Below are 21175 nucleotides of genomic sequence, written 5' to 3' on the forward strand. Positions count from 1 at the left end.
CAGCACCGGATTGCTCTCCTCACGCGTACGCGTGGCGGCAGGCGGGTAGTGGACCAGCCGTGACAGGATGCGGCGTGCCTCCGTTCAACGCCGCTCCCCCTGGTGGCGTCCCGCCGTTCGTCGCGGACCTGCACATCCACTCGAAGTACTCCCGCGCGTGCAGCCGCGATCTCACCCTGCCCAACCTCGGTTGGTGGGCCCGACGCAAGGGCATCGGCGTGCTCGGCACCGGGGACTTCACCCATCCCGCCTGGTACGACCACCTGCGGGAAACCCTCCAACCGGCCGAGCCCGGCCTGTACCGGCTCGGCCCGGAGGCCGAGGCGGACATCGCCCGGCGACTGCCGCCCCGGCTGGCCGACGCGGCGGAGGCGGACCCGGTCCGGTTCATGCTGAGCGTGGAGATCTCCACCATCTACAAGCGGGACGACCGGACCCGTAAGGTGCACCACCTGATCTACCTGCCCGACCTGGACGCGGTGGCCCGGTTCAACACCGCGCTGGGCCGGATCGGCAACCTCGGCTCGGACGGCCGGCCGATCCTGGGCCTGGACTCCCGGGACCTGCTGGAGATCACCCTCGACGCCAGCCCGGACGGCTACCTGGTGCCGGCGCACATCTGGACGCCGTGGTTCTCCGCGCTCGGCTCCAAGTCCGGCTTCGACGCGATCGCCGACTGCTACGCCGACCTGGCCGAGCACGTCTTCGCGGTGGAGACCGGGCTCTCCTCCGACCCGGCGATGAACTGGCGGGTCGGCAGCCTGGACCGTTACCGGCTGGTCTCCAACTCCGACGCGCACTCCCCGCCGGCCCTGGCCCGGGAGGCCACCGTCTTCTCCTCGGCCCGCGACTACTTCGCCATCCGGGACGCGCTGCGTACCGGTGACGGGCTGGCCGGGACGATCGAGTTCTTCCCCGAGGAGGGCAAGTACCACGCCGACGGGCACCGGCTCTGCGGCGTCAACTGGTCGCCGGAGCAGACCCGGGCGGCCGGCGGGCGCTGCCCGGAGTGCGGCAAACCGCTGACCGTGGGGGTGCTGAGCCGGGTCGAGGAGCTGGCCGACCGGCCGGACGGGCACCGGCCGGAGCACGCCCGCGAGGTGACCCACCTGGTGCCGCTGGCCGAGATCCTCGGTGAGATCAACAAGGTGGGGCCCCGGTCCAAGAAGGTCGAGGGGAAGCTCAACGAGCTGGTCGCGGCGCTCGGCCCGGAGTTGGAGATCCTGACCCGTACCCCGGTCGACGAGATCGGCCGGGTCGGCGGGGAGTTGCTCGCCGAGGGCATCGGCCGACTGCGCCGGGGCGACGTGCGCCGGATGCCCGGCTACGACGGCGAGTACGGCGTGATCACCCTCTTCGACCCCGCCGAGCTGCCCGGGGCCGGTGGGTCGGGACAGGAGACGCTCTTCGACGTACCGGTGCCGCCGCAGCGCAGGCCGACGGAGCCGGCGGCGATACCGAAGGCCCGGCGACCGGCGGCGGCGAAGGCCGAACCGAAGCCGAAGCCCGCGCCGACCCCGCCGCCACCGCCGATCGCCTCGACGCCGTCGCCGCACGAGCCGTTCGAACCGATGCTCGCCGGGATGGAAGAGGTCGGCACCGGCCTGCTGGACCGGTTGGACGCCATGCAGCGGGTGGCCGCCTCCGCGCCGGGCGGCCCGCTGCTGATCGTGGCCGGGCCGGGCACCGGCAAGACCCGGACCCTGACCCACCGGATCGCCTATCTCTGCGCGGAGCTGAACGTCTTCCCCGAGCAGTGCCTGGCGATCACCTTCACCCGGCGGGCCGCCGAAGAGCTGCGGCACCGGCTCGACGGGCTGCTCGGCCCGGTCGCCGAGGACGTCACCGTCGGCACCTTCCACTCGCTCGGGCTGAGCATCCTGCGGGAGAACGCCGGGGCGGCCGGCCTGCCGGCGGGTTTCCGGATCGCCGACGACGCCGAACGTGCGGCGGCGCGGGCGGAGGCCGGCGACGATCCGGCCCGCTACACGGCGCTGCTGCGCAAGCAGGACCTGGTCGACCTGGACGAGCTGCTGACCCTGCCGGTCGCGCTGCTCAAGGGCGACAAGAAGCTGGTCCGGGACTACCGGGAACGCTGGCGGTGGATCTTCGTCGACGAGTACCAGGACGTCGACGCCGTGCAGTACGACCTGCTGCGGCTACTCAGCCCCGCCGACGGCAACCTCTGCGCGATCGGCGACCCGGACCAGGCGATCTACTCGTTCCGGGGTGCCGACGTCGGCTACTTCCTGCGCTTCTCCGAGGACTTCACCGACGCCCGGCTGGTCCGGCTCAACCGCAACTACCGCTCGTCCGCGCCGATCCTGGCCGCCGCCGTCCAGGCCATCGCGCCGTCGTCGCTGGTCCGGGGCCGCCGGCTCGACCCGGCCCGGCTCGACCCGGAGGCCCCGCTGGTCGGCCGCTACCCGGCGGCGTCCGTCGCCGACGAGGCCGATTTCGTGGTACGCACCGTCGACGACCTGGTCGGCGGGCTCTCCCACCGCTCGCTGGACTCGGGGCGCGTCGACGGCCGGGCCACCACCCTGTCCTTCTCCGACATCGCGGTGCTCTACCGCACCGACGCGCAAGCCGCCCCGATCGTGGACGCGCTGGCCAGGGCCAACATCCCGGTGCAGAAGCGGTCCCACGACCGGCTCCGGGACCGGCCCGGCGTCCTCGCGATCGCCCGGGAGCTGCGGCACGCCGACGGTCTCGCCGGTGGGCTGCCCGCCCGGGTCCGGCTCGCCGGCCAGGTGCTCGCCGAACGGTTCGCCGCCCCCACCCTGGACGCCGCCGGCACCGTCCGCCCCGAGGACGTGCGTACGGCCGTCGACCTGCTCACCCCGCTGGCCCGGCGCTGCGGCGACGACCTGGAACTCTTCCTCTCCCAGCTCGCCACCGGGGCCGAGGTGGACGCGCTGGACCCGCGCGCCGAGGCGGTGACCCTGCTCACCCTGCACGCGGCGAAGGGGCTGGAGTTCCCGGTGGTCTTCCTGGTCGGCGTCGAGGACGGCCTGCTGCCGCTGCGCTGGCCCGGCTCGACGCCCGACGACGACGCGATCGCCGAGGAGCGCCGGCTCTTCTTCGTCGGGTTGACCCGCGCCCAGGACCGGCTCTATGTCAGCCACGCCGCCCGCCGGGTCCGGCACGGCACCGAACGCGACTGCCGCCCGTCGCCGTTCCTGGACGTCGTCGACCCGGGGCTGTTCGAACGGTTCGGCGAGGCCGAGCCGCGCCGCCCCAAGGACCGCCAGCTCCGCCTGATCTGACTGACGGGTCGCCGGCAGGTCGTTGCGGGTGACGAATCACACGGGTGACGGATAGATCTTGGTGGGAAATGGCCCCTTGGGGGCCGAAATCTCCCAAGATCTACGCCGCTCATGCCGATCCGCCGGTCTCGGGTGGGATGGGGACCGGCGAGGGGTGAGGGTCGGGTGGGGTCAGGCTAGGAGGACGGCCAGGTAGGCGCCGGCGAGCAGGGCCGGGCCGAACGGCAGGGCGGTGTCCCGGCGTACCCGGCGGGCGGCCAGCAGCGCCAGCACCAGCACCCCGTTGAACAGGTGCGGCAGGAGCAGGCCGAGCCAGAGGGTGGGCCAGCCCAGCCAGCCCAACGGCAGCCCGAGCACCGCCGCCAGCTTCACGTCACCGAAGCCGAGCCGGGACCGGGGCAGCAGCGCCAGCACCACGTACAGCAGGAGGGAGAGCGCGGCCCCGGCCAGCGCGAGCGCCAGTCGACCGGGCGTGCCGGTGACGACGGCCGCGACGGTCAGCGCGGTGCCACCGCCGAGCGCCGCCGCGCCGACCAGCGGGTCGGGCAGCCGCAGGCTGGTCAGGTCCACCACCGCCAACGTCAGCCCCACGGCCGCCACCAGCAGGAACGCCGGCAGCGCCGGCTCCGGCCCCCGCACGGCGGCCAACCCGCCGCAGACCACCGCCCCCACCACCGCGACCCCGACCCGCGCAGGAGCCGCGACCCCGACCGGCGCAGGAGGCACGACCCCGACCGGCGCAGGAGGCACGACCCCGACCGGCGCAGGAGGCACGACCCCGACCGGCGCAGGAGGCACGACCCCGACCGGCGCAGGAGCCGCGACCCCGACCCGCGCAGGAGGCACGACCCCGACCGGCGCAGGAGGCACGACCCCGACCGGCGCAGGAGCCGAAGCCCCGGCCGGCGGGGTACGGGGTGGGAAAGCGCGGGCGATCCGGGGTGCGGCAAGACCGGCCAGGACGCCGAGCAGCGCAGAGGCGGTCACCGGGCCGACGGGCACGGCCCTCGACGCTACCGCCGGGACAGCACGGCGGCTGCCCCGTCACCGGCGGTCCGCCGGGCCCGCTCGATGGTCACCACCAGCGCCACGCCCGCCACGATCACCGCGCCGCCGATCAGCACCTGGCCGGTGATCGGCTCGGCCACCAGCAGCGCGCCGAGCGCCACCGCCACCACCGGGTTCACGTAGGCGTAGGTGGAGACCAGTGAGATGGGCGCGTGGGCCAGCAGCCAGACGTACGCGGTGAAGGCGACCAGCGACCCCGCCACCAGCAGGTACGCCAGGGCGAGCCAGGAACGGGTCGTCACCTGCGCCGGGGAGAACCCGCGCAGTTCGCCCCGGGCCAGGGACAGCACGGCGAGCGCCACCGCCCCGGCGACCATCTCGTAGACGGTGGCGACGAACGGGTCGGCGGGCATCCGCAGCCGGTTGGACAGGAACGATCCCACCGACCAGCAGGTGGCCGCCGCGACCACGGTCAACGCCCCGACCAGTGGCACCACCCCCGTCCCGCCCCGGGGGAGCACCAGCAGCAGCAGCCCGAGAAAGCCCACCGTCACGCCGGCGAACGTCCACCCCGGGGGGCGGTCCCCGGTGACCGTACGGAGCAGCACCACCAGCAGCGGGACGGTGGCCACCAGCAGCGCGGCGATCCCCGAGGGCACCGCCACACCGGCCGGGCCGGACTCGGCGAGCACCACCAGGCCGTTGCCGCCGGCGAGCAGCAGCACCCCGACCACGGCGGCCGAGCCGAGCTGCCGGCGGTCGACCCGCAGCGCGCCCCTACCCCGCCGCAGCCGCAGGACCACCGCCAGCACCAGCGCGGCGCCACCGAAGCGGGTGGCGGCCGAGCCGAGCGGCGGCATCGACTCCACCACGACCCGGATACCGAGGTACGTGGAACCCCACAGCACGTAGACCAGGATCAGTGCGGTCCAGATCAGGGCTGGTCGGGCGGGTGTCGCGGCCGAGGAAGGTGAGGTCATCGCGGGACCACGCTACGGTGACCACGTCGGTGGCGTCCTTCCGGATGACCGGCATCTCGGCACGCGGGAGGACGGGCATGGCGAACTACGGACCACCGGGCGGTTCCCCGGACCCGTGGGGTGGACGACGCCCGGACGACCAGTGGCGTCAGCCCGCCCCGGATCAGCTCCACCCACCGACCGTGCCAGTTCAGCCAGCGGGTGGGCAGCCCCACCATCCGTCGTACGACCAGTTCCCGTCGGAGCCGTACGGGCCGGCGCAGCGCTATCCGGCATTCGGGTCGACGGAGTCCCTGCCGGAGCAGTACGGGCCGACCGAGCAGTATCCGCCGAGCGGGCCGCTCGCGTACCCGGGTAACCCGCCGTCGGGGCGCGGCCGGGGTCCGCTGGTCACGGTGCTGGTCGTGCTCGCGGTGCTGGTCGTCGGCGGTGGCACCCTGTGGTACCTGCTGGGCGACGACGACGAGCCGTCGACCACGACCGGTGCCCCACTGCCGACGGCACCGGTCGAGCCGGACGCGACCACCGCCGACCCGGCCGGGCCGACAGCCACCACCCCCGCTCCCGCCTCGTCGGCCGACCCGCGCTTCGTCAAGGCCGGGCAGTGCGTCCGCAACGAGGGCCCGGCCGGCGGCAAGCCCAAGCTACTGATCACCGAGTGCGCCCCGAGGACGTACGAGGTGTTACGTCGTTTCGACGGGGCGACCAGTGGTGAAAGGGACGCCGAGGCGAAGTGCGGCAAGGTGGAGGGCTACACCAACTGGTACTTCTTCGACAGCGAGCTGGACACCCTCGACTTCGTCCTCTGCCTGAAGCAGCGCTGAGCCCACCCCTGGGGGAGAGATTGTCAACCTTCGGCCCACCCGACTCCGGCCGCCCCGACGAGGGACACCGGCCCCCGAACCCCGACCCTGAGCCACCCACCGCGCCCCTCGCGCACCCCGACCCCGAGCCACCCACGAAGCCCATCGTCCGCGCCGAGCCGGAGCCACCCACCGTGGGAATTCCGTCGGAGCCGGAACCACCGACGGCCCCGATCCCGGGCGGATCGGACGAGCCGCCGACGGCTCCCCTCGTCCGCGACCAGGACGAAAAGCCGACGGCCCCGATCTCCCCGGCGGCTCCGGACGCCGCCGGGGAACCGGCGACCGCCGTCATCCCGCCGGCCGGCCCGCATCCGGTCGACGAGACGCCGACCGCGCCGATCTCCGCGCCTGCCCCGGTCGCTGCCGAGGAACCGGTGACCGCGCCCCTTCCGGGTGGCCCGGACGACCAACCGACCGCCCCCATCTCCGCCCGGCCGGCCGAACCCGATGCCGGCCCGGACGAGCCGGCCACCGCACCGATCCGGCCGGGAGACGTCGAGCCACCGACCGCACCGATCCCGTCGGAAGACGCCGATCCACCGACGGTGCCCGTGTCGCGGGAGGCGGGCGAGCCGGCCACGGCACCCATCCCGAGTACGGAAGAGCCGCCCACCACACCGATGGCCGCGTCCGCTCCGGAGCCTCCGACGGCACCGATCCCGGCCGCTCCGCCCGAACCTCCCACGGCACCGATCTCGGCCGCCGCGCCGGAACCCCCGACCGCACCGATCTCGGCCGCCGCGCCAGAGCCCCCGACCGCACCCATCTGGGCCGCCGCGCCAGAGCCCCCGACCGCACCATTCTCAGCCGCCGCGCCAGAACCCCCGACCGCACCGATCTCGGCCGCCGCGCCAGAGCCCCCGACCGCACCCATCTGGGCCGCCGCGCCAGAACCCCCGACCGCACCCATCTCGGCCGGCCCGCCGGAGCCTCCGACCGCACCGATCTGGGCCGGCCCGGCCGAGCCGCCGACGGCGCCCTTCGCCGCCGAACCACCGACCGCCCCGATCTCCACGCCACCGGAGCCGCCGACCACCCGGCTGCCGGTGTCGGGAGCCGGGCAGCCGGCCACCACGCAGCTGCCCGCGTCGGGCGGCGGATACTCGCCCACCACGCAGCTGCCGGCAGCGGGCGGCGGATACTCGCCGACCACCCAGATGCCGGCAGCGGGGGCTGACTACCCGCCACCGTCCTCCGGAGCGGGCTATCCACCGCCGTCCTCCGGAGCGGGCTATCCACCACCGGACACCTACCTCCCGCCGACGGGCACACCGGTGCCGTCCTCGGGGGCCGGCTACCCGCCACCGGGTCCCTTCCCGCCCGCCGGGCCGACCGCCGCACCGGCAGCCGGCGCATTCGGCGCACCGGCGTCACCGCCACCGGCTGGTTTCGCCGGCCAGGCCGCACCGCCCGGCTACTCGGGGCAGGCCACACCGGCACCCGGCTTCCCGGGGCAGTCGGCATCGTCGTCCGGCTTTCCGGGCCAGACCCCGCCCCCGTCCGGCTTTCCGGGCCAGGCCCCGCCGCCGCCGGGGTATCCGGGACAGCCCACGCCGGGCTTTCCGCCTCCGGCCGCACCGCCGGCAAAGGGTCGGGGCGGCCGGATCGCGCTGATCATCGGGCTGGTGGTGGTCCTGCTGCTCTGCCCGTGCCTCGCGGTGGGCGGCTGGTTCGTCCTGGCGTCGAATGACAGTGACGACCCGGCACCGACGGCGAGCGTGTCCGCCGCGCCGACGGAGAGCGGGCCGACCGAGCCGGCCGGGCCAACGGAGCCGGCCGAGCCGACCCTGGAACCGACGACGGCCGAGCCGACGCCGACGCCGACGCCGACCCGGGCGGAGCAGATCGTCCGGGGCGACTGCGTGGTCAACGACGGCACGGCCAGCGACGCCGACCTGCGCAAGGTGGCGTGCGGGCCGAACACGTACGAGGTGCTGCTGCGGATTCCCGCCTCCACCAACGGGGAGCGGTGCAAGTCGTTGGCACCGGAGTCGAACGCCAACTACGTGCACGACAACTCGGTGGACCTCTTCGACTACGTGCTCTGCCTGCGCAAACGCAACTGATCAGGCAAATATGGGGCTGTCTAGCGTGGATGCTAGACAGCCCCATATTCGTGTCGAGAGCCGCAACCGGCCCGGACCGGCAACACGCCGGTAGCCCCGTCTACGCATCTCTAGTCCGCAGGCTAGATCGCCCGATACTGTGCGATGCGTGGATCCGGTCCGCAACCCGTACGCGCCGGGCGCCGGTCAGCGCCCGCCCGAACTCGCCGGGCGGGGGCGGGAGCTGGACGTCTTCGACGTGGTGCTGGAACGGATCGCCCGGGGTCGCCCCGAACGCAGCCTGATGCTCACCGGCCTGCGCGGCGTCGGCAAGACCGTGCTGCTCAACACGCTCCGCTCACAGGCGATCAACCAGCTCTGGGGCACCGGCAAGATAGAGGCCCGACCGGACCAGTCGCTGCGTCGACCGATCGCCGCCGCGCTGCACATGGCGGTCCGCGAACTCGCCCCCCGGCACCGCGCCCCGGACCGGATCGACGCCTTCCTCGGCGTACTCAAGGCGTTTGCGCAGCGCAGCGCGCCGACCACCGGGCGGGCCGGTGCGGCACCCCGGTTGCGCGACCGCTGGCAGCCCGGCATCGACGTGCCGGCCAGCAGCGGTCGGGCCGACTCCGGTGACATCGAGATCGACCTGGTGGAGCTGCTCACCGACGCGGCGGCGATCGCCGGGGACGTGGGCACCGGCATCGCCGTCTTCATCGACGAGATGCAGGATCTCGGCGCGGAGGACGTCTCGGCGCTCTGCGCGGCCTGCCACGAGCTGTCCCAGCTCGGCGCACCGCTGATCGTGGTCGGTGCGGGGCTGCCGCACCTACCGGCGGTGCTCAGCGCCGCCAAGTCGTACTCCGAGCGGCTCTTCCGTTATCTGCGGATCGACCGGCTGGACCGGATCGCCGCCGACCAGGCACTGTGTGCACCGGCCGAGCGGGAGCAGGTCGAGTACGAACAGAAGGCCCTCGACCTCCTCTACGAGTCGTCCGGCGGCTACCCGTACTTCGTCCAGGCGTACGGGAAGGCGACCTGGGACCATGCTCCCCGGTCACCGATCACCGACGCGGACGTCCGGGTCGCCGCCCCGGAGGCGGAGGCGGAGCTGGCGGTCGGTTTCTTCGGTTCCCGGTTCGAGCGGGCCACCCCGGCCGAACGGGAGTACATGCGGGCGATGGCGACCCTCTCCCCGGTGGCGGGGGAGGCCGACAGCGGTGGTCGGGACGACATGGACGCCGCGGTGCCGACCGCCGAGATCGCCCGTGCGCTGGGGCGCAAGCCGGCAAGCCTCTCCCCGGCCCGGGACGCGCTGATCAAGAAGGGTCTGATCTATTCGGGGGAACGCGGCACGGTCGCCTTCACCGTCCCGCACTTCGGCCGCTACCTGCGTACCCAGCCGACCTGACAGCCCAACCGACCTGGGCGCCCGGGTGGGGGACGTCGACCGGCCGCCGGCACGAGTCGGGATCAGACCCGGGACCAGGGTGGGGGAAAGACCACCTCGCCGCGCGGAGGCGGCGGCGCGTCACTGGTCTCCGGCGGCAGCACCAGCGCCTGCCACGGCTCCCCCAGCCCCGACCAGGGACTGACCAGCCCCATCCGGTCCGCCCGGGTGAAGCCGAACCGTCGGTAGTACGCCGGGTCGCCGAGCACCACCACCAGCCGCTCACCCAGTTCGGTGGCGGCCTCCAACGCGGCCTGCACCACCGCCGTGCCGTGTCCGACCCGTTGCCGGTGCGGGGCCACCGCCACCGGGCCGAGCACCAGCGCCGCGACGCGGGCCCGGTCGGCCTCGACCTGGACCCGGGTGAGCAGCGCGTACCCGACCACCTCGCCGCCGTACTCGACGACCATCGCCAGTTCCGGCAGCCACGCCGCGCTGCCGCGCAACTCGTCGACGAGGGCGACCTCGCCCGGGGTGGTGCTGTCGGGGCGGGCGAAGGCGGCAGCCAGCACCAGACGGATCGGGCCGGCGTCGGCCGGGCCCTCGGGACGCAACCGCAGGGTCGTCACCGGCGCGACGTTACCGGTCGCGGCCGGTCCATCAGCGACGGTCGCTCTGTTCGGCGTGGCGTGCCACCGGTGCCCACCGGCACGACACGACCCCGGGAGCAACGGCGCGACCTGCTCCGGGACGGCGGCACGCAGAGCGCTCCGGATCGGCCGTTGCCCGGATAGCAGGGGTCCAAACGGGGTATGACTGAGCAATGAAACCCGTGCGCTCCCTCGCCCGTGTCATGTTGAGCGGCATCTTCGTGGTCAGCGGCGCCCGCAACTTCCAGCACCCCCAGCGGCTGGTGCCGGCTGCCCGGCCGGTCACCGACCGGGTCGCTCCGCTGATCCAACGGGCCGCGCCGCAGCTCCCCACCGATGCCGAGACGCTCATCCGCGCCAACGCCGCCGTGCAGCTCGCCGCCGGCCTGATGCTGGCCACCGGGAAGTTCACCCGGCCGGCCGCACTGGTCCTCGCCGGCACGCTGGTGCCGACCACCGCCGCCGGTCACCCGTTCTGGAACGACGACGACCCGGCGAAGCGGAACAACAACCAGGTCCACTTCCTGAAGAACCTCGGGCTCTTCGGTGGCCTGCTGCTCGCCGCCGCCGACACCGAGGGGAAGCCGGGCCTACGGTGGCGGGCCGGTCACCGGATCGGCCACTCTCGACGCTCGGTCGGTCGCGCGGTGCGTACCGCCCGGCGGGAGGCCCGGATCGCCGTCCGGTCGGCCGCCGCCGCCCGCCGACTTCCCGGCTGACCTGCATCGATTCGGCCACCACCCCCCGTAAGGCCGCGAATTACCTGAACCACCCGACACCCGTTAACGCGGTGGAAATGTCAAAAACTGGTGTGGGATCAGACACGGTCGGATAACGCGGGAGGCAGTAACGTGAGGCGCCGTTCTAGGCTCCCTACCGGACCTGGACCGGTAGGACGACCTTGGTATGGGGGTGGCCACGCCATGCCGACGACCGTCGGTAGACGTGCGGACCGCCTCGCCCCAGTCCGTCGCGCAACGCGTGGGATCGATCGTAGGACAGTCGTACGGACCGGCATCGTGGCCGCCGTCGCCTATGCCGCATGGCTCGCCATCGGTGCTTTCGGGCGGCCGTACAACTTCTTCGACATGAAGATCTACCACGGCGCGGTGGTGTGGTGGGCGAGCGGGCACGAGTTGTACGAGTTCATCGCGCCCACCACCACGCTGGGCTTCACCTACCCGCCCTTCGCCGCGCTGGCCATGCTGCCGATGGCCATGCTGCCGATCGAGATGGCCGGCTGGATCAACGCGGCCGGCAGCATCGCCGCGCTGGCGGTGATCCTCGCCGCGCTGCTGCGCCCGATCGTCGACCGGCTCGGCTGGCCGCTCTGGTACACCGTGGCCATCGCCACCCCGATGGCCACGGCCCTCGAACCGGTCCGGGAGACCCTGGGCTACGGGCAGGTCAACCTGCTCCTGTTCGCGTTGATCATGGCTGACCTGGTGGGCCTGCGCTGGCGTTCCCGGCGGGGCACCCACGGGCACGACACCGACGGCCCGTTCCTGCGGCTGCTCTACAGCGGGTCCTGGGCGGGCATGGGCATCGGCCTGGCCACCGCCGTCAAGCTCACCCCGGCGCTGTTCATCGCCTACCTGCTGCTCACCCGGCAGTGGCGGGTCGCCGCCACCGCCGTCGGCACCACCATCGGCGTCACCCTGGCCAGCTTCGCGCTGGTCGGCACCGAGTCGCGGGCCTACTTCGGCGGGGTGCTGTGGCAGACCGAGCGGGTCGGGGCCGCCGACATGACGCCCAACCAGTCGCTGGCCGGCCTGCTGGCCCGGCTCTACGACTCGATCGAGACGCCCGGCCTGCTCTGGTTGGCGTTCTCGGTGCTGATCCTGGCCGTCGGGCTGTCCCGGGCCGCCAACGCCCGTGCCGACGGCGACGAGTTGACCGCGTTCACGCTGGTCGGGCTGACCGCCAACGTGATCAGCCCGATCTCCTGGTCGCACCACCTGGTCTGGGTCATCCCGGCGATCGTCGTGCTCGCCGACGCCGCCGTACGCCGCCGCGAGGCGAGTCGGGGGCTGTCGGTGCGTACCGGCCCGCAGTCGTTCGGCGGACCGCCCGGGGTGAGCGGGCTGCGCCCACCGATCTGGTACCCCACGTTGACCGGGTTCCGGCACGGGGTGGCGGCGCTCGGGTTGTACCTGCTCTTCCTGATCTCGCCGATCTGGCCGTACGAGCACAAGCTGCCCGAGGTGTCCCACTACCAGAACGGTCTCTTCGGCGCGCTGATGGAGAACTCGCTCGCGCTGGCGTTGATCGTGCTGGTCGCCGCCCTGCCGTGGCGGCCCGGCGCCGAGCCCGCCTTCTATGCCGACCGGTCGGCCCGCGCCACCGCCACCATCGGCCGCCGTTGACCCCGCCCGGCCCGCGCCGCCGCGGTCAGCCGACCCCGGCCGGCCCGGCGGCGCTCCCGGCGGGCCACGACGCCACGCTCAGGGGCAGTTGACCCATTCCTCGGTGCCGTCGGCGAAGACCTGCCGCTTCCAGATCGGCAGCCGCGCCTTCACCTCGTCGACCAGCCGGGCACAGGCCGCGAAGGCCGCCGCCCGGTGCGCCGTGCTGACCGCCGCCACCAGCGCCACGTCCCCGATGTCGAGCCGGCCCACCCGGTGCGACACGGCCACCGCGTAGACGTCGGGATCGGCGGCGATCTCGGCGGCCACCGCGCGCAGCGTCTCGACGGCGCTCGGGTGTCCCTCGTACTCCAACAGGGTGACCGGTCGGCCGTGGTCGTGATCGCGGACCACGCCCTGGAAGGAGACCACCGCGCCGGCCCGACGGTCGGCGACCGCCGCCTCGTGCGCGGCCAGATCCAGCGGTTGGTCGGTGACCGCGAGCAGGGTCGTCGTGGGGCCGGCCGTCACCACGTGCGCTCCCCGGGCAGCAACGGCAGCGGTACGACGGGCACCCGCGCCCCGGCCTCGCCGGAGGTGCCCGGCCGGATGACCGCGAACCCGTCCGCGCCGGCCAGCCCGCGCAGCATCGCCGAGCCGACGTGCCGGACGGGGTGGGCGGTGCCGGCGGCCCGGTCCAGCCGGACCAGAGCCAGGTGGGTGTGGTCCCCCCGGCCGGGCACCGGCGCGGCGAGGGTGGCCTGCGGCAGCGCCGGCAGTGCACGGCCCTGGAGCCCGGCGAGCAGTGGCGCGACCAGCGACACCAGCGCGACGATCGCCGACTGCGGGTTGCCGGGCAGCCCGGCCACGAAGCGGACCCGCCCGTCGGCGTCGGCCAGCCGGGCCAGCAGCATCGGGAAGCCGGGCCGGACGGAGACGGTGTTGACCACGTGGTCGGCGCCGAGCGCCTCCAACGCGGGATGCAGGTGGTCGACCGGGCCGTGCATGGTGCCGCCGGTGGTGCAGACCAGGTCGGCCACGGCCAGCGCCCCGCGCAGGGCGGCCACGTGGGCGGGCAGGGTGTCCGCCACCGGGCCGACCACGTCGGAGGGCCGCACCTGGCAGCCGTAGCGGCGCAACCACGACGGCACGGCGGGACCGAGCGCGTCGCGGACCCGACCGGACCCCGGCGGGCCGGCGGTGAGCAGTTCGTCCCCGAAGACCAGCAGCGCGGCCCGGGGCTGACGGCGGACCCGGAGTTGGTCGTGCCCGCAGGAGGCGGCCAGCCCGATCAGCGCGGGGTCGACGGGGGTGCCGGCCGGCAGCAGTTCCTCACCGGCGACCGCCTCCTCGCCCGGCTCACGCCACTCCGGATGGGGACGCGGCGTGCCGGTCACCCGCCCGTCCGGGGTACGACTCGAGTCCTCGATGCGCAGGATGGCGGTCGTCCCGACGGGGACCATCGCGCCGGTGGCGATCTCGACGGTGGTGCCGTCGGCGGTCAGCCCGGCCGGGGTGTGTCCGGCGAGCACCCGCCCCACGACGTCCCACGGGCCGGCGCCGCGCACCGCCCAGCCGTCGACGCTGGAGGTGGGGAAGGCGGGCAGGTCGGTCCGGGTGGTCAACGGCTCGGCCAGGGTGTGCCCGTCGGCGTCGGCCAGCGCCCGGTTGACCGGGGGCAGGGCGGCGGCCAGGCCGACCGCGTACACCCGGGAGCGGGCCTCCTCCCATCCGGCCGGCGGCGGTGCGGCGACCTGGGCCGAGGTGGCGGCGGTTTCCGTGCTCACCGGGCGGGCCTCCGTTCGGACGGGACGCGGGGCTCCGCGTTCACCCCCTGCGAGCCTATCGCCGCCGTGGCCGCCGTGCGGTCAGTGGTCGCCCCCGTGCAACTGGTCGACCGCGTGGGCGAGGATCGGCCCCAGCACGGCCAGGCCGTCCTTCGCGCCGCCCCGCGAGCCGGGCAGGTTGACCACCAGCATCCGGCCCAGCACCCCGGCCAGCCCCCGGGACAGCGCCGAGGTGGGCACCCGGTCCCGGCTGTGGGCGCGGATCGCCTCGGCGATGCCCGGGATCTCGTAGTCGAGCAGCGCCCGGGTCACCTCCGGGGTGCGGTCGGTGGGGTTGATGCCGGTGCCGCCGCTGGTCAACACCACGTCGACCCGGTCGGCGTGGGCGGCCCGCAGCGCCTCGCCGACCGGCTCGCCGTCGGGCACCACCACCGGCTCGTCGACCTGGCAGCCCAGCTCGCGCAGGCCGGCGACGAGCAGTGGGCCGCTGGTGTCGGCGTACACCCCGGCGGCGGCCCGCTGGGACGCCACGATCACCCGGGCCCGGATCACGGCCGGTCCTGCGGGCGGACCCACTCGCCGGTCTTGCCGCCGGACTTGCGTAGCACCCGGACGGCGTCCACGGCGGCGGCCGGGTCGACCGCCTTGACCATGTCGATCAGGGCCAGCCCGGCGACGGCCACCGCGGTCAGCGCCTCCATCTCCACCCCGGTCCGGTCGGCGGTGCGGGCGGTGGCGGTGATCTCGACGGTGTCGTCGGTGAGTCGCAGGTCGACGGTGACCCCGTGCAGGGCGATCGGGTGGCAGAGCGGGATCAGGTCCGGGGTGCGCTTGGCGCCCATGATGCCGGCGATCCGGCCGACGGCCAGCGCGTCGCCCTTGGGCAGCCCGTCGCGGCGCAGCAGCTCCACCACCTCGGCGGTGGTGCGCAGCCGGCCGGTGGCCACGGCGACCCGGCCGGACACCGGCTTGGCGGAGACGTCGACCATGCGGGCCGCGCCGGCGGCGTCGACGTGGCTGAGCTGCGCGGGATCGGTCACGTCCGCGAGCCTAGCGTTCGGGTCCGACCAGGGGGTACGTCCCTTTCACCCCGGGCGGTGGGGATCAAGGGGGTCGACGCCGTACGGGACGATTTGCGATCGATAGCTCACCGTCGATTTCATCGGTCGCCACTAATACGTTCTGGGACCAGCGGGAGAGCGGGAAACACCATCGCATGGGAGATCGGACACTCGGCCGCCACCGGCGAGAAACCCTACGTCGCGCCGTGACCGCGAATCGCTACCGAGCAACTTCGACGACACTGGCACCATCGCGTCGACACGACTACGCTGCGTTCCGCAATCGGGTGATCCGTCGCACTCGCACGCCGGTCACCTCGCAGTTGCGGTAACCAGCACCCCTCGCCCGATGTCGTAAACCCGCTCGCTGCACCATTATCTAGCGTTAACGAGAACCGTCGGGAGCACTCAGCACTCCGTTTCCCCACGGAAACGGAAAGTCACCAACCCGCACTCAATTCTCACCTATCGCTCATAGTTACATTTATACCTCCAAAATCGTCCTTACCGCACTTAGGCTGTCCCCTGTCAGCACCCGACCGGAAGGGTCGGGCGCAACGACCAGGGGAGGGCGAACGCGATGTCCGCACACGAGTGGCTGTAGACGATTGTGGTGGCGGCGTGACCCCACGTAGCCTTGCCCTCTGCTCAGCGACACGGAGTGGTTGTCGAGGACACGATGGCACGACCGGACGAAGGCAAGACGGAGGCCGAGCGGCAGCTGACGCTGCACGTCGGCCTCGTCTGCGTGGTGGCCACCGCAGCGGCGGTCGTCGCCCTCTACCAACTGGTCCATCTCGACCTCACCGGCGGCGACCTCACCCGATCCATCGCCCTGGCCTTCACGGCCGCACTCGGCGTCCGGATCAACTGGCGAATTCGTATTCGGGCAACGGTCCACGCAATCTCCTGGAGCGAGACGGCGATCGTCCTCGGCCTGGCCGTCGCCCCGGCGCCGCTGGTCGTCCTGACCACCGGCACCGGCGTCGCGATCGCCCTGCTGTCCATGAAGCCCTCACCACTGAAGACCGCCTTCGGCATCGCCAAGAGCATGCTGCTGGCGGCCGGCGGTGGCGTCGCCCTGCACACCCTCGGCTGGTCGCCACAGGACACCGACCTCCGACACGTCATCGGCATGATCGGGCTCGCCTACGTCGTCGCGGTGGTCCTCGACGAACTGCTCACCCTGCCGGTCATCGCGATGGCCACCGGCACCCCGTTGCGCAGGCTCTTCTGGGACGACCTCGGGCTCCGCCTGACCAGCGCGCTGGCCCGGTTCCTCCTCATCGCCGTCACCCTGGTCATCCTCCAGGCCGACCCCCGGCTCCTGCTGGCCGTGCCACCCCTGGTGCTCAGCCTCCACCTGCTCTATTCCAACCAGGTCAAGTCCCGGACCGAGCAGCAGGCCTGGCAGCGCCTCGCCCGCACCACCGACGCGCTCAACGTGGTCGACCTGGACAAGGTCCTCACCACCGCCGTCACCCAGGCCACCGAACTCTTCTCCGCCGACGAGGTCGAGATCGAGCTGCGCGACGCCGGCCGCACCGTACGCGGAGCCAGCGGCACCATCACCTACGACGGCCCCGCCGGCACCCCGAGCGAGATCGAGGGCACCGTCCTGCCCGCCCGGCTCGAAGGCCACGACCGGACGGCCGACGTCGGGATGCTCCGCCTCCGGTTCCGCGGCCCGGTACGGCTCAACGAACGCGAGCAGTACACCCTGCGTACCTTCGCCTCCGCCCTGTGCACCGCCGTCCGCAACGCCCAGGCGTACGCCGAGCTGGCCCGGGTGGCCGACGAGCACGCCCACGCCGCCAGCCATGACGCGCTCACCGGCCTGGCCAACCGCCGGCAACTGCTGGACCGGGGCACCGAGCAGCTCGACGCCCGGCACGCCGAGGGGGTGACCGCCCTCGTCCTGATCGACCTCAACCACTTCAAGGAGGTCAACGACACCCTCGGCCACGCCGCCGGTGACCAGGTGCTGATGCAGGTCGCCGACCGGCTGCGCGCCGCCGCCCGCGACGAGGACCTGGTGGCCCGCCTCGGCGGCGACGAGTTCGCCGTGCTGATGCGCGCCCTGCCCGCCCCCGCCATCGCCGCCCACCGGGCCGAGACCCTGCTCGGCGCCCTGCACGAACCGCTCGACGTGGACGGCATGCGGATCAGCGTGGAGGCCAGCGGCGGTATCGCGGCGGCCCCCGCCAGCGGCGGCATGCCGGAGCTGCTGCGCCGCGCCGACGTCGCCATGTACCAGGCCAAGCGGGCCGGCCAGCGGACCGCCACGTACGCGCCGACCCGGGACACCGCCGACCTGCGCCGGCTCACCCTCGGCGGTGAGCTGCCCCGCGCGGTGGCCGACCACGAGTTCACCGTCAACTTCCAGCCGCTCGTCGACCTCGGCAGCGGCGAGGTGACCGGGGCCGAGGCGCTCGCCCGCTGGCACCACCCCCGGCACGGGGTGATCGACCCGCTGCGCTTCATCGAGGCGGTGGAACGCTCCGGCATGCTCCCCGCATTCGCCGAGGCCATCCTCGACCAGGCGCTCGTCGCCGCCGTCACCTGGCGGACCGCCGGCTTCGACCTGCCGGTCTCGGTCAACGTCTCCCCCCGCAGCCTGCTCGACGCCCGCTTCCCCGGTGCGGTGCTGGCCCGGCTCCAGGCCCACGACTTCCCCCCGGACCGGCTGGTCCTGGAGCTGACCGAGACGCTCACCCTCAGCCAGCTCGACGTGGTCGACCGGGTGCTGAGCCGGCTGCGCGACTCCGGCATCCGGCTCGCCCTGGACGACTTCGGCACCGGTTACTCCTCGCTCTCCCTGCTCTCCCGGATTCCGGTCCACGAGCTGAAGATCGACCGCAGTTTCGTCACCGCGATGGAGAGTTCCGCGGAGGCGGCGGCCGTCATCCGCTCCACCCTCGACCTCGGCCGCAGCCTCGACCTCGCGGTCGTCGCCGAGGGCGTGGAGAGCGAACCGCAGCGCCGCGCCCTCTGGTCCCTCGGCTGCGCCGCCGGCCAGGGGCACCTGTTCGCCCGCCCGCTGCCGGCCGGCGCGCTCCTCGCCGCCCTCCAACGCGGCTCCGGCGGCCGGCCCGGCACCCTCGCCACGCCACTGCACGACACCGGTTCGGTCATCCGACTCAGTACCCCCGGCCGGCGCCAGCCCGCCCGGAACCGCTCGACCGGTCTGCCACACTTGCCGGCGTGACCGCCGCCCACCGCGCCGCCCGCCGCTGGCGGACCGTCGACACCGCCGCCGGCGGGCTCGCCCTCGACTTCGGCCTCTACGCGGTCTCCGCCACCTTCGCCGCCGTCACCGCCGTCACCGCCTCCGCCCTGGCACCGCACCGGGCCTGGGGGAGCATCGCCGCCGTCGGCTACCTCGTCGCGACCCTCCTGGTCGCCGCCCAGTTCCTCAGCCGTCGCCAGCACCCGCGGCTGGCCGGCACCACCGCCCGCGCGGCGGTCACCGGCCTCGCCTGGGTCGGCACCGCACTGCTCCCCCTGCTCGTCCAGGCCGGGCAGCGGGCCGCTGGGCGGACCGACCGGGCCCAGGAGGAGGTGGTGGTGGTGGAGCACGCCGGCATCCGGCTCGCCGAACACGGCACCCCCTACCTCGGGCCGGAGGCCATCGCCGCGCTGCCCGCCGACGAACGACTGCTCGGCTACACCCCCTACCAGCCGGGGATGGCGTTGTTCGGGCTGCCCCGGGCCGCCACCGACGCCTGGTGGACCGACTCCCGCGTCTGGTTCGCGCTGGTCACCGCCGCAGCCCTGGCGCTGGCCGTGGTCGCCCTACGCCGCTCCACCCGACCCGTCGGAGGTCGGGCCGTCGGAGGCTGGGCCGGGGCACCGGCGGTGCTGCGCGGTGTGCAGGCGGCGACCGTCCTGCCGATCTGTGCGCTCACCCTGGCCACCGGCGGCGACGACCTGCCCGTACTCGCGCTCTGCCTGCTGGCGTTGGCCCTCGCCGCCGGCGGCCGACCCGGCCCGGCCGGGATGGCGGTCGGGCTGGCCGGCGCGTTGAAGCTCTTCGCCTGGCCGGTCGCGCTGGTCCTGATCTTCTGGGGGGCGACCCGGCGGGCCGGGCTGCGGGTCGCCGCCGGTGCGCTCGGCCTGCCCGCCCTCGCCCTGCTCCCCGCCCTGCTGGTGAATTGGGACGCGCTGGTGGAGAACGTGTTCCGCTTCCCGCTCGGCCACGGCCAGGTCACCAGCCCCGCCCAGTCCCCGTTCCCCGGCCACCTGATCGCCACCGCCCTGCCCGGTGGCCGGTTCGTCGCCGCCGCGCTGCTCGTCGCCGTGGGTGCCGCGATCGCCGTCCGGCTCGTCCGCCGCCCGCCGCGCACCGCCGTCACCACCGCGCTGATCTGCGGGTACGGCCTGCTCGCCGCGATCATGCTGATGCCCACCACCCGCTTCGGCTACCTGCTCTACCCGATCGCCCTGCTGAGTTGGGCACCCGCCCTGACCACCCGTCGGGCCCCGGTTCCGGCGAGTCCCCGGCACGCCCCGCCCGCAGGGCGTACACCTGAGAGCATGAGCAGCTATCGCGATCGGGAGGACGCCGGCCGGCGACTCGCCGAGCGGCTCACCGCCCTGGCCGGCCAACCCGATGTCGTCGTGCTGGGCCTGGTCCGTGGTGGGGTGCCGGTGGCCCGGGTGGTCGCCGACCGGCTCGGCGCGCCACTCGACGTGCTGGTGGTCCGCAAGCTCGGCCTGCCCTGGGCCCCCGAGGTGGCCTTCGGCGCGCTCGGCCCCGGCGGGGTCCGGGTCCTCAACGACCAGGTCGCCGCCCGGCTCGACCCGGCCGACAGCAGCGACGTGCAACGCCGCGAACAGGCCGAACTCGACCGTCGGGAGGCCCGCTACCGATCCGGTCGCCCCCCGCTCGACCTGACCGGACGCACCGCCCTGATCGTCGACGACGGCTTGGCCACCGGCGCGACCGCCCGCGCCGCCGTACAGGTCGCCCGGCGGCTCGGTGCCCGACGGGTCGTCGTCGCGGTGCCGGTCGGCGCGCAGGAGGCGTACGAGATGCTGGCCGCCGAGGCGGACGAGGTGGTCTGCGCCCAGCACCCCGTCGACTTCGGCGCGGTCAGCGCCTACTACGACGACTTCCACGAGGTCGACGACGACGAGGTGACCGAGGCGCTGATCGCCACCGCCTGAACGCTGCGCCGACCGGGTACCGTCGAACGATGCAGCTCACCTGTCCCAAGTGTCGTGGAGAAATGCGCCAGTACGAGCGCAGCGGAGTCGTCATCGACCAGTGCGGCGAGTGCCGGGGGATCTTCCTGGACCGTGGCGAACTCGAAAAGCTGTTCGAGGCCGAGGCGAACTGGAACCAGCAGCGCGGCGCACCTGCGCCCGGCCAACCGGGTCCCGTCCCCGGTCAGCAGCACGTCCAGACGCCGGGCGGTTACCCGCCGCCTCCGCCACCGCCCGCCCCGAGCCACCAGCCGGGCTACGGCGCCGTACCGCCGCCCCCGCCCCCGCCGGGCTACCCGCCGCAGCCCGCGTACGGCACCCACGGTGGCTACGGTCACCAGCAGCAGCACCACGGCTACCACGGCCACTACAAGCGCAAGAAGCACAAGGGCTTCCTCGACGAGATGTTCGGCTGACCGACCCGTCGCGGCCGGCCTGGCGCTCCACCGCCCGGCCGGCCGTCCCGACGCTCCGTGCGCCGCCAGCCGGCCCGTCGGCCGACCGCTCCCCGGTCGGGCCGGCCTGTCGCGATGCTCCCTGGCCGGCCGGTCGCCGACTGTCGT

At 73.9% G+C, this 21175-nt stretch carries 16 protein-coding genes and 1 pseudogene; 10 read left to right on the top strand and 7 right to left on the bottom strand.

All coding sequences use genetic code 11. The features are described 5' to 3' along the window. The first annotated feature begins 74 nt into the window (after positions 1-74). Complete coding sequence (locus tag GA0070216_RS21360; protein ID WP_091249019.1) at positions 75-3269, top strand: UvrD-helicase domain-containing protein; 3195 nt, start codon at positions 75-77, stop codon at positions 3267-3269. Positions 3270-3440: 171 nt separating this feature from the next. On the opposite strand, the gene GA0070216_RS21365 is transcribed toward GA0070216_RS21360, so the two are convergent. Further along, positions 3441-3995 carry a prepilin peptidase gene (locus GA0070216_RS21365; protein WP_245722626.1) on the bottom strand — a complete coding sequence of 185 codons (555 nt, stop codon included), beginning with the start codon at positions 3993-3995 and terminating at the stop codon, positions 3441-3443. 287 nt (positions 3996-4282) lie between these two features. Next, positions 4283-5257 carry an EamA family transporter gene (locus tag GA0070216_RS21370; RefSeq protein WP_176739071.1) on the bottom strand — a complete coding sequence of 325 codons (975 nt, stop codon included), beginning with the start codon at positions 5255-5257 and terminating at the stop codon, positions 4283-4285. A gap of 293 nt (positions 5258-5550) precedes the next feature. On the opposite strand from GA0070216_RS21370, the gene GA0070216_RS21375 reads away from it, so the two are divergent. The 3 genes from GA0070216_RS21375 (at position 5551) to GA0070216_RS21385 (ending at position 9582) form a co-directional block, all read left to right on the top strand. After that, the gene (locus tag GA0070216_RS21375; protein WP_176739078.1) at positions 5551-6081 is read left to right on the top strand and encodes an LppU/SCO3897 family protein; all 531 of its coding nucleotides are present in this window, start codon (positions 5551-5553) and stop codon (positions 6079-6081) included. A 1652-nt stretch (positions 6082-7733) separates the two neighbouring features. Beyond that, positions 7734-8189, top strand: coding sequence for an LppU/SCO3897 family protein (locus tag GA0070216_RS21380; protein ID WP_218108254.1), 456 nt, complete (start codon positions 7734-7736; stop codon positions 8187-8189). Positions 8190-8337: 148 nt separating this feature from the next. Further along, positions 8338-9582, top strand: coding sequence for an ATP-binding protein (locus GA0070216_RS21385; protein ID WP_091249027.1), 1245 nt, complete (start codon positions 8338-8340; stop codon positions 9580-9582). 62 nt (positions 9583-9644) lie between these two features. Here the strand turns inward: GA0070216_RS21385 and GA0070216_RS21390 are convergent, their stop codons facing one another. Then, positions 9645-10190, bottom strand: coding sequence for a GNAT family N-acetyltransferase (locus GA0070216_RS21390; RefSeq protein ID WP_091249030.1), 546 nt, complete (start codon positions 10188-10190; stop codon positions 9645-9647). Positions 10191-10384: 194 nt separating this feature from the next. Between GA0070216_RS21390 and GA0070216_RS21395 the strand changes: the two genes are divergently transcribed. After that, on the top strand, positions 10385-10930 hold the full coding sequence (locus GA0070216_RS21395; protein ID WP_091249034.1) for a DoxX family protein: 546 nt from the start codon (positions 10385-10387) through the stop codon (positions 10928-10930). A gap of 204 nt (positions 10931-11134) precedes the next feature. Beyond that, complete coding sequence (locus GA0070216_RS21400; RefSeq protein ID WP_091249037.1) at positions 11135-12577, top strand: glycosyltransferase 87 family protein; 1443 nt, start codon at positions 11135-11137, stop codon at positions 12575-12577. Between the two features lie 78 nt (positions 12578-12655). On the opposite strand, the gene GA0070216_RS21405 is transcribed toward GA0070216_RS21400, so the two are convergent. The 4 genes from GA0070216_RS21405 to moaC form a co-directional block, all read right to left on the bottom strand. Beyond that, positions 12656-13087 carry a molybdenum cofactor biosynthesis protein MoaE gene (locus GA0070216_RS21405; protein WP_218108250.1) on the bottom strand — a complete coding sequence of 144 codons (432 nt, stop codon included), beginning with the start codon at positions 13085-13087 and terminating at the stop codon, positions 12656-12658. Beyond that, a complete protein-coding gene (locus GA0070216_RS21410) occupies positions 13084-14343 on the bottom strand; it encodes a molybdopterin molybdotransferase MoeA (protein ID WP_091249041.1) in 1260 nt (419 codons plus the stop codon). The genes GA0070216_RS21405 and GA0070216_RS21410 overlap by 4 nt, the downstream gene beginning before the upstream one ends. 81 nt (positions 14344-14424) lie before the next feature. Then, positions 14425-14895 carry a MogA/MoaB family molybdenum cofactor biosynthesis protein gene (locus GA0070216_RS21415; protein WP_091249045.1) on the bottom strand — a complete coding sequence of 157 codons (471 nt, stop codon included), beginning with the start codon at positions 14893-14895 and terminating at the stop codon, positions 14425-14427. Next, entirely contained in the window at positions 14892-15383 is a 492-nt protein-coding gene (gene moaC, locus GA0070216_RS21420; RefSeq protein ID WP_091249047.1) for a cyclic pyranopterin monophosphate synthase MoaC, read from the bottom strand. The genes GA0070216_RS21415 and moaC overlap by 4 nt, the downstream gene beginning before the upstream one ends. A 700-nt stretch (positions 15384-16083) precedes the next feature. On the opposite strand from moaC, the gene GA0070216_RS21425 reads away from it, so the two are divergent. The 4 genes and pseudogenes from GA0070216_RS21425 (at position 16084) to GA0070216_RS21440 (ending at position 21028) form a co-directional block, all read left to right on the top strand. Continuing rightward, positions 16084-18612: a putative bifunctional diguanylate cyclase/phosphodiesterase gene (locus tag GA0070216_RS21425; protein WP_091249050.1), complete on the top strand. Its 2529-nt coding sequence runs from the start codon at positions 16084-16086 to the stop codon at positions 18610-18612. Beyond that, positions 18609-19940 (top strand): annotated as a pseudogene (locus GA0070216_RS21430) (glycosyltransferase 87 family protein); the annotation flags it as partial. The gene GA0070216_RS21425 and the pseudogene GA0070216_RS21430, both read left to right, overlap by 4 nt. Then, positions 19941-20573, top strand: coding sequence for a phosphoribosyltransferase (locus GA0070216_RS21435; protein WP_091249353.1), 633 nt, complete (start codon positions 19941-19943; stop codon positions 20571-20573). Between the two features lie 29 nt (positions 20574-20602). Next, positions 20603-21028, top strand: coding sequence for a TFIIB-type zinc ribbon-containing protein (locus GA0070216_RS21440; protein WP_091249053.1), 426 nt, complete (start codon positions 20603-20605; stop codon positions 21026-21028). Positions 21029-21175 lie beyond the last annotated feature (147 nt).

It is taken from the genome of Micromonospora matsumotoense (assembly GCF_900091525.1).
Classification (GTDB): domain Bacteria; phylum Actinomycetota; class Actinomycetes; order Mycobacteriales; family Micromonosporaceae; genus Micromonospora; species Micromonospora matsumotoensis.

Bases quoted from the DNA above. Each gene is read 5' to 3' on its own strand.
- GA0070216_RS21435 (WP_091249353.1), top strand. From the start codon at position 19,941: ATGAGCAGCTATCGCGATCGGGAGGACGCCGGCCGGCGACTCGCCGAG.
- GA0070216_RS21400 (WP_091249037.1), top strand. From the start codon at position 11,135: ATGCCGACGACCGTCGGTAGACGTGCGGACCGCCTCGCCCCAGTCCGT.
- GA0070216_RS21440 (WP_091249053.1), top strand. From the start codon at position 20,603: ATGCAGCTCACCTGTCCCAAGTGTCGTGGAGAAATGCGCCAGTACGAG.
- GA0070216_RS21370 (WP_176739071.1), bottom strand. From the start codon at position 5,257: ATGACCTCACCTTCCTCGGCCGCGACACCCGCCCGACCAGCCCTGATC.
- GA0070216_RS21395 (WP_091249034.1), top strand. From the start codon at position 10,385: ATGAAACCCGTGCGCTCCCTCGCCCGTGTCATGTTGAGCGGCATCTTC.
- GA0070216_RS21425 (WP_091249050.1), top strand. From the start codon at position 16,084: ATGGCACGACCGGACGAAGGCAAGACGGAGGCCGAGCGGCAGCTGACG.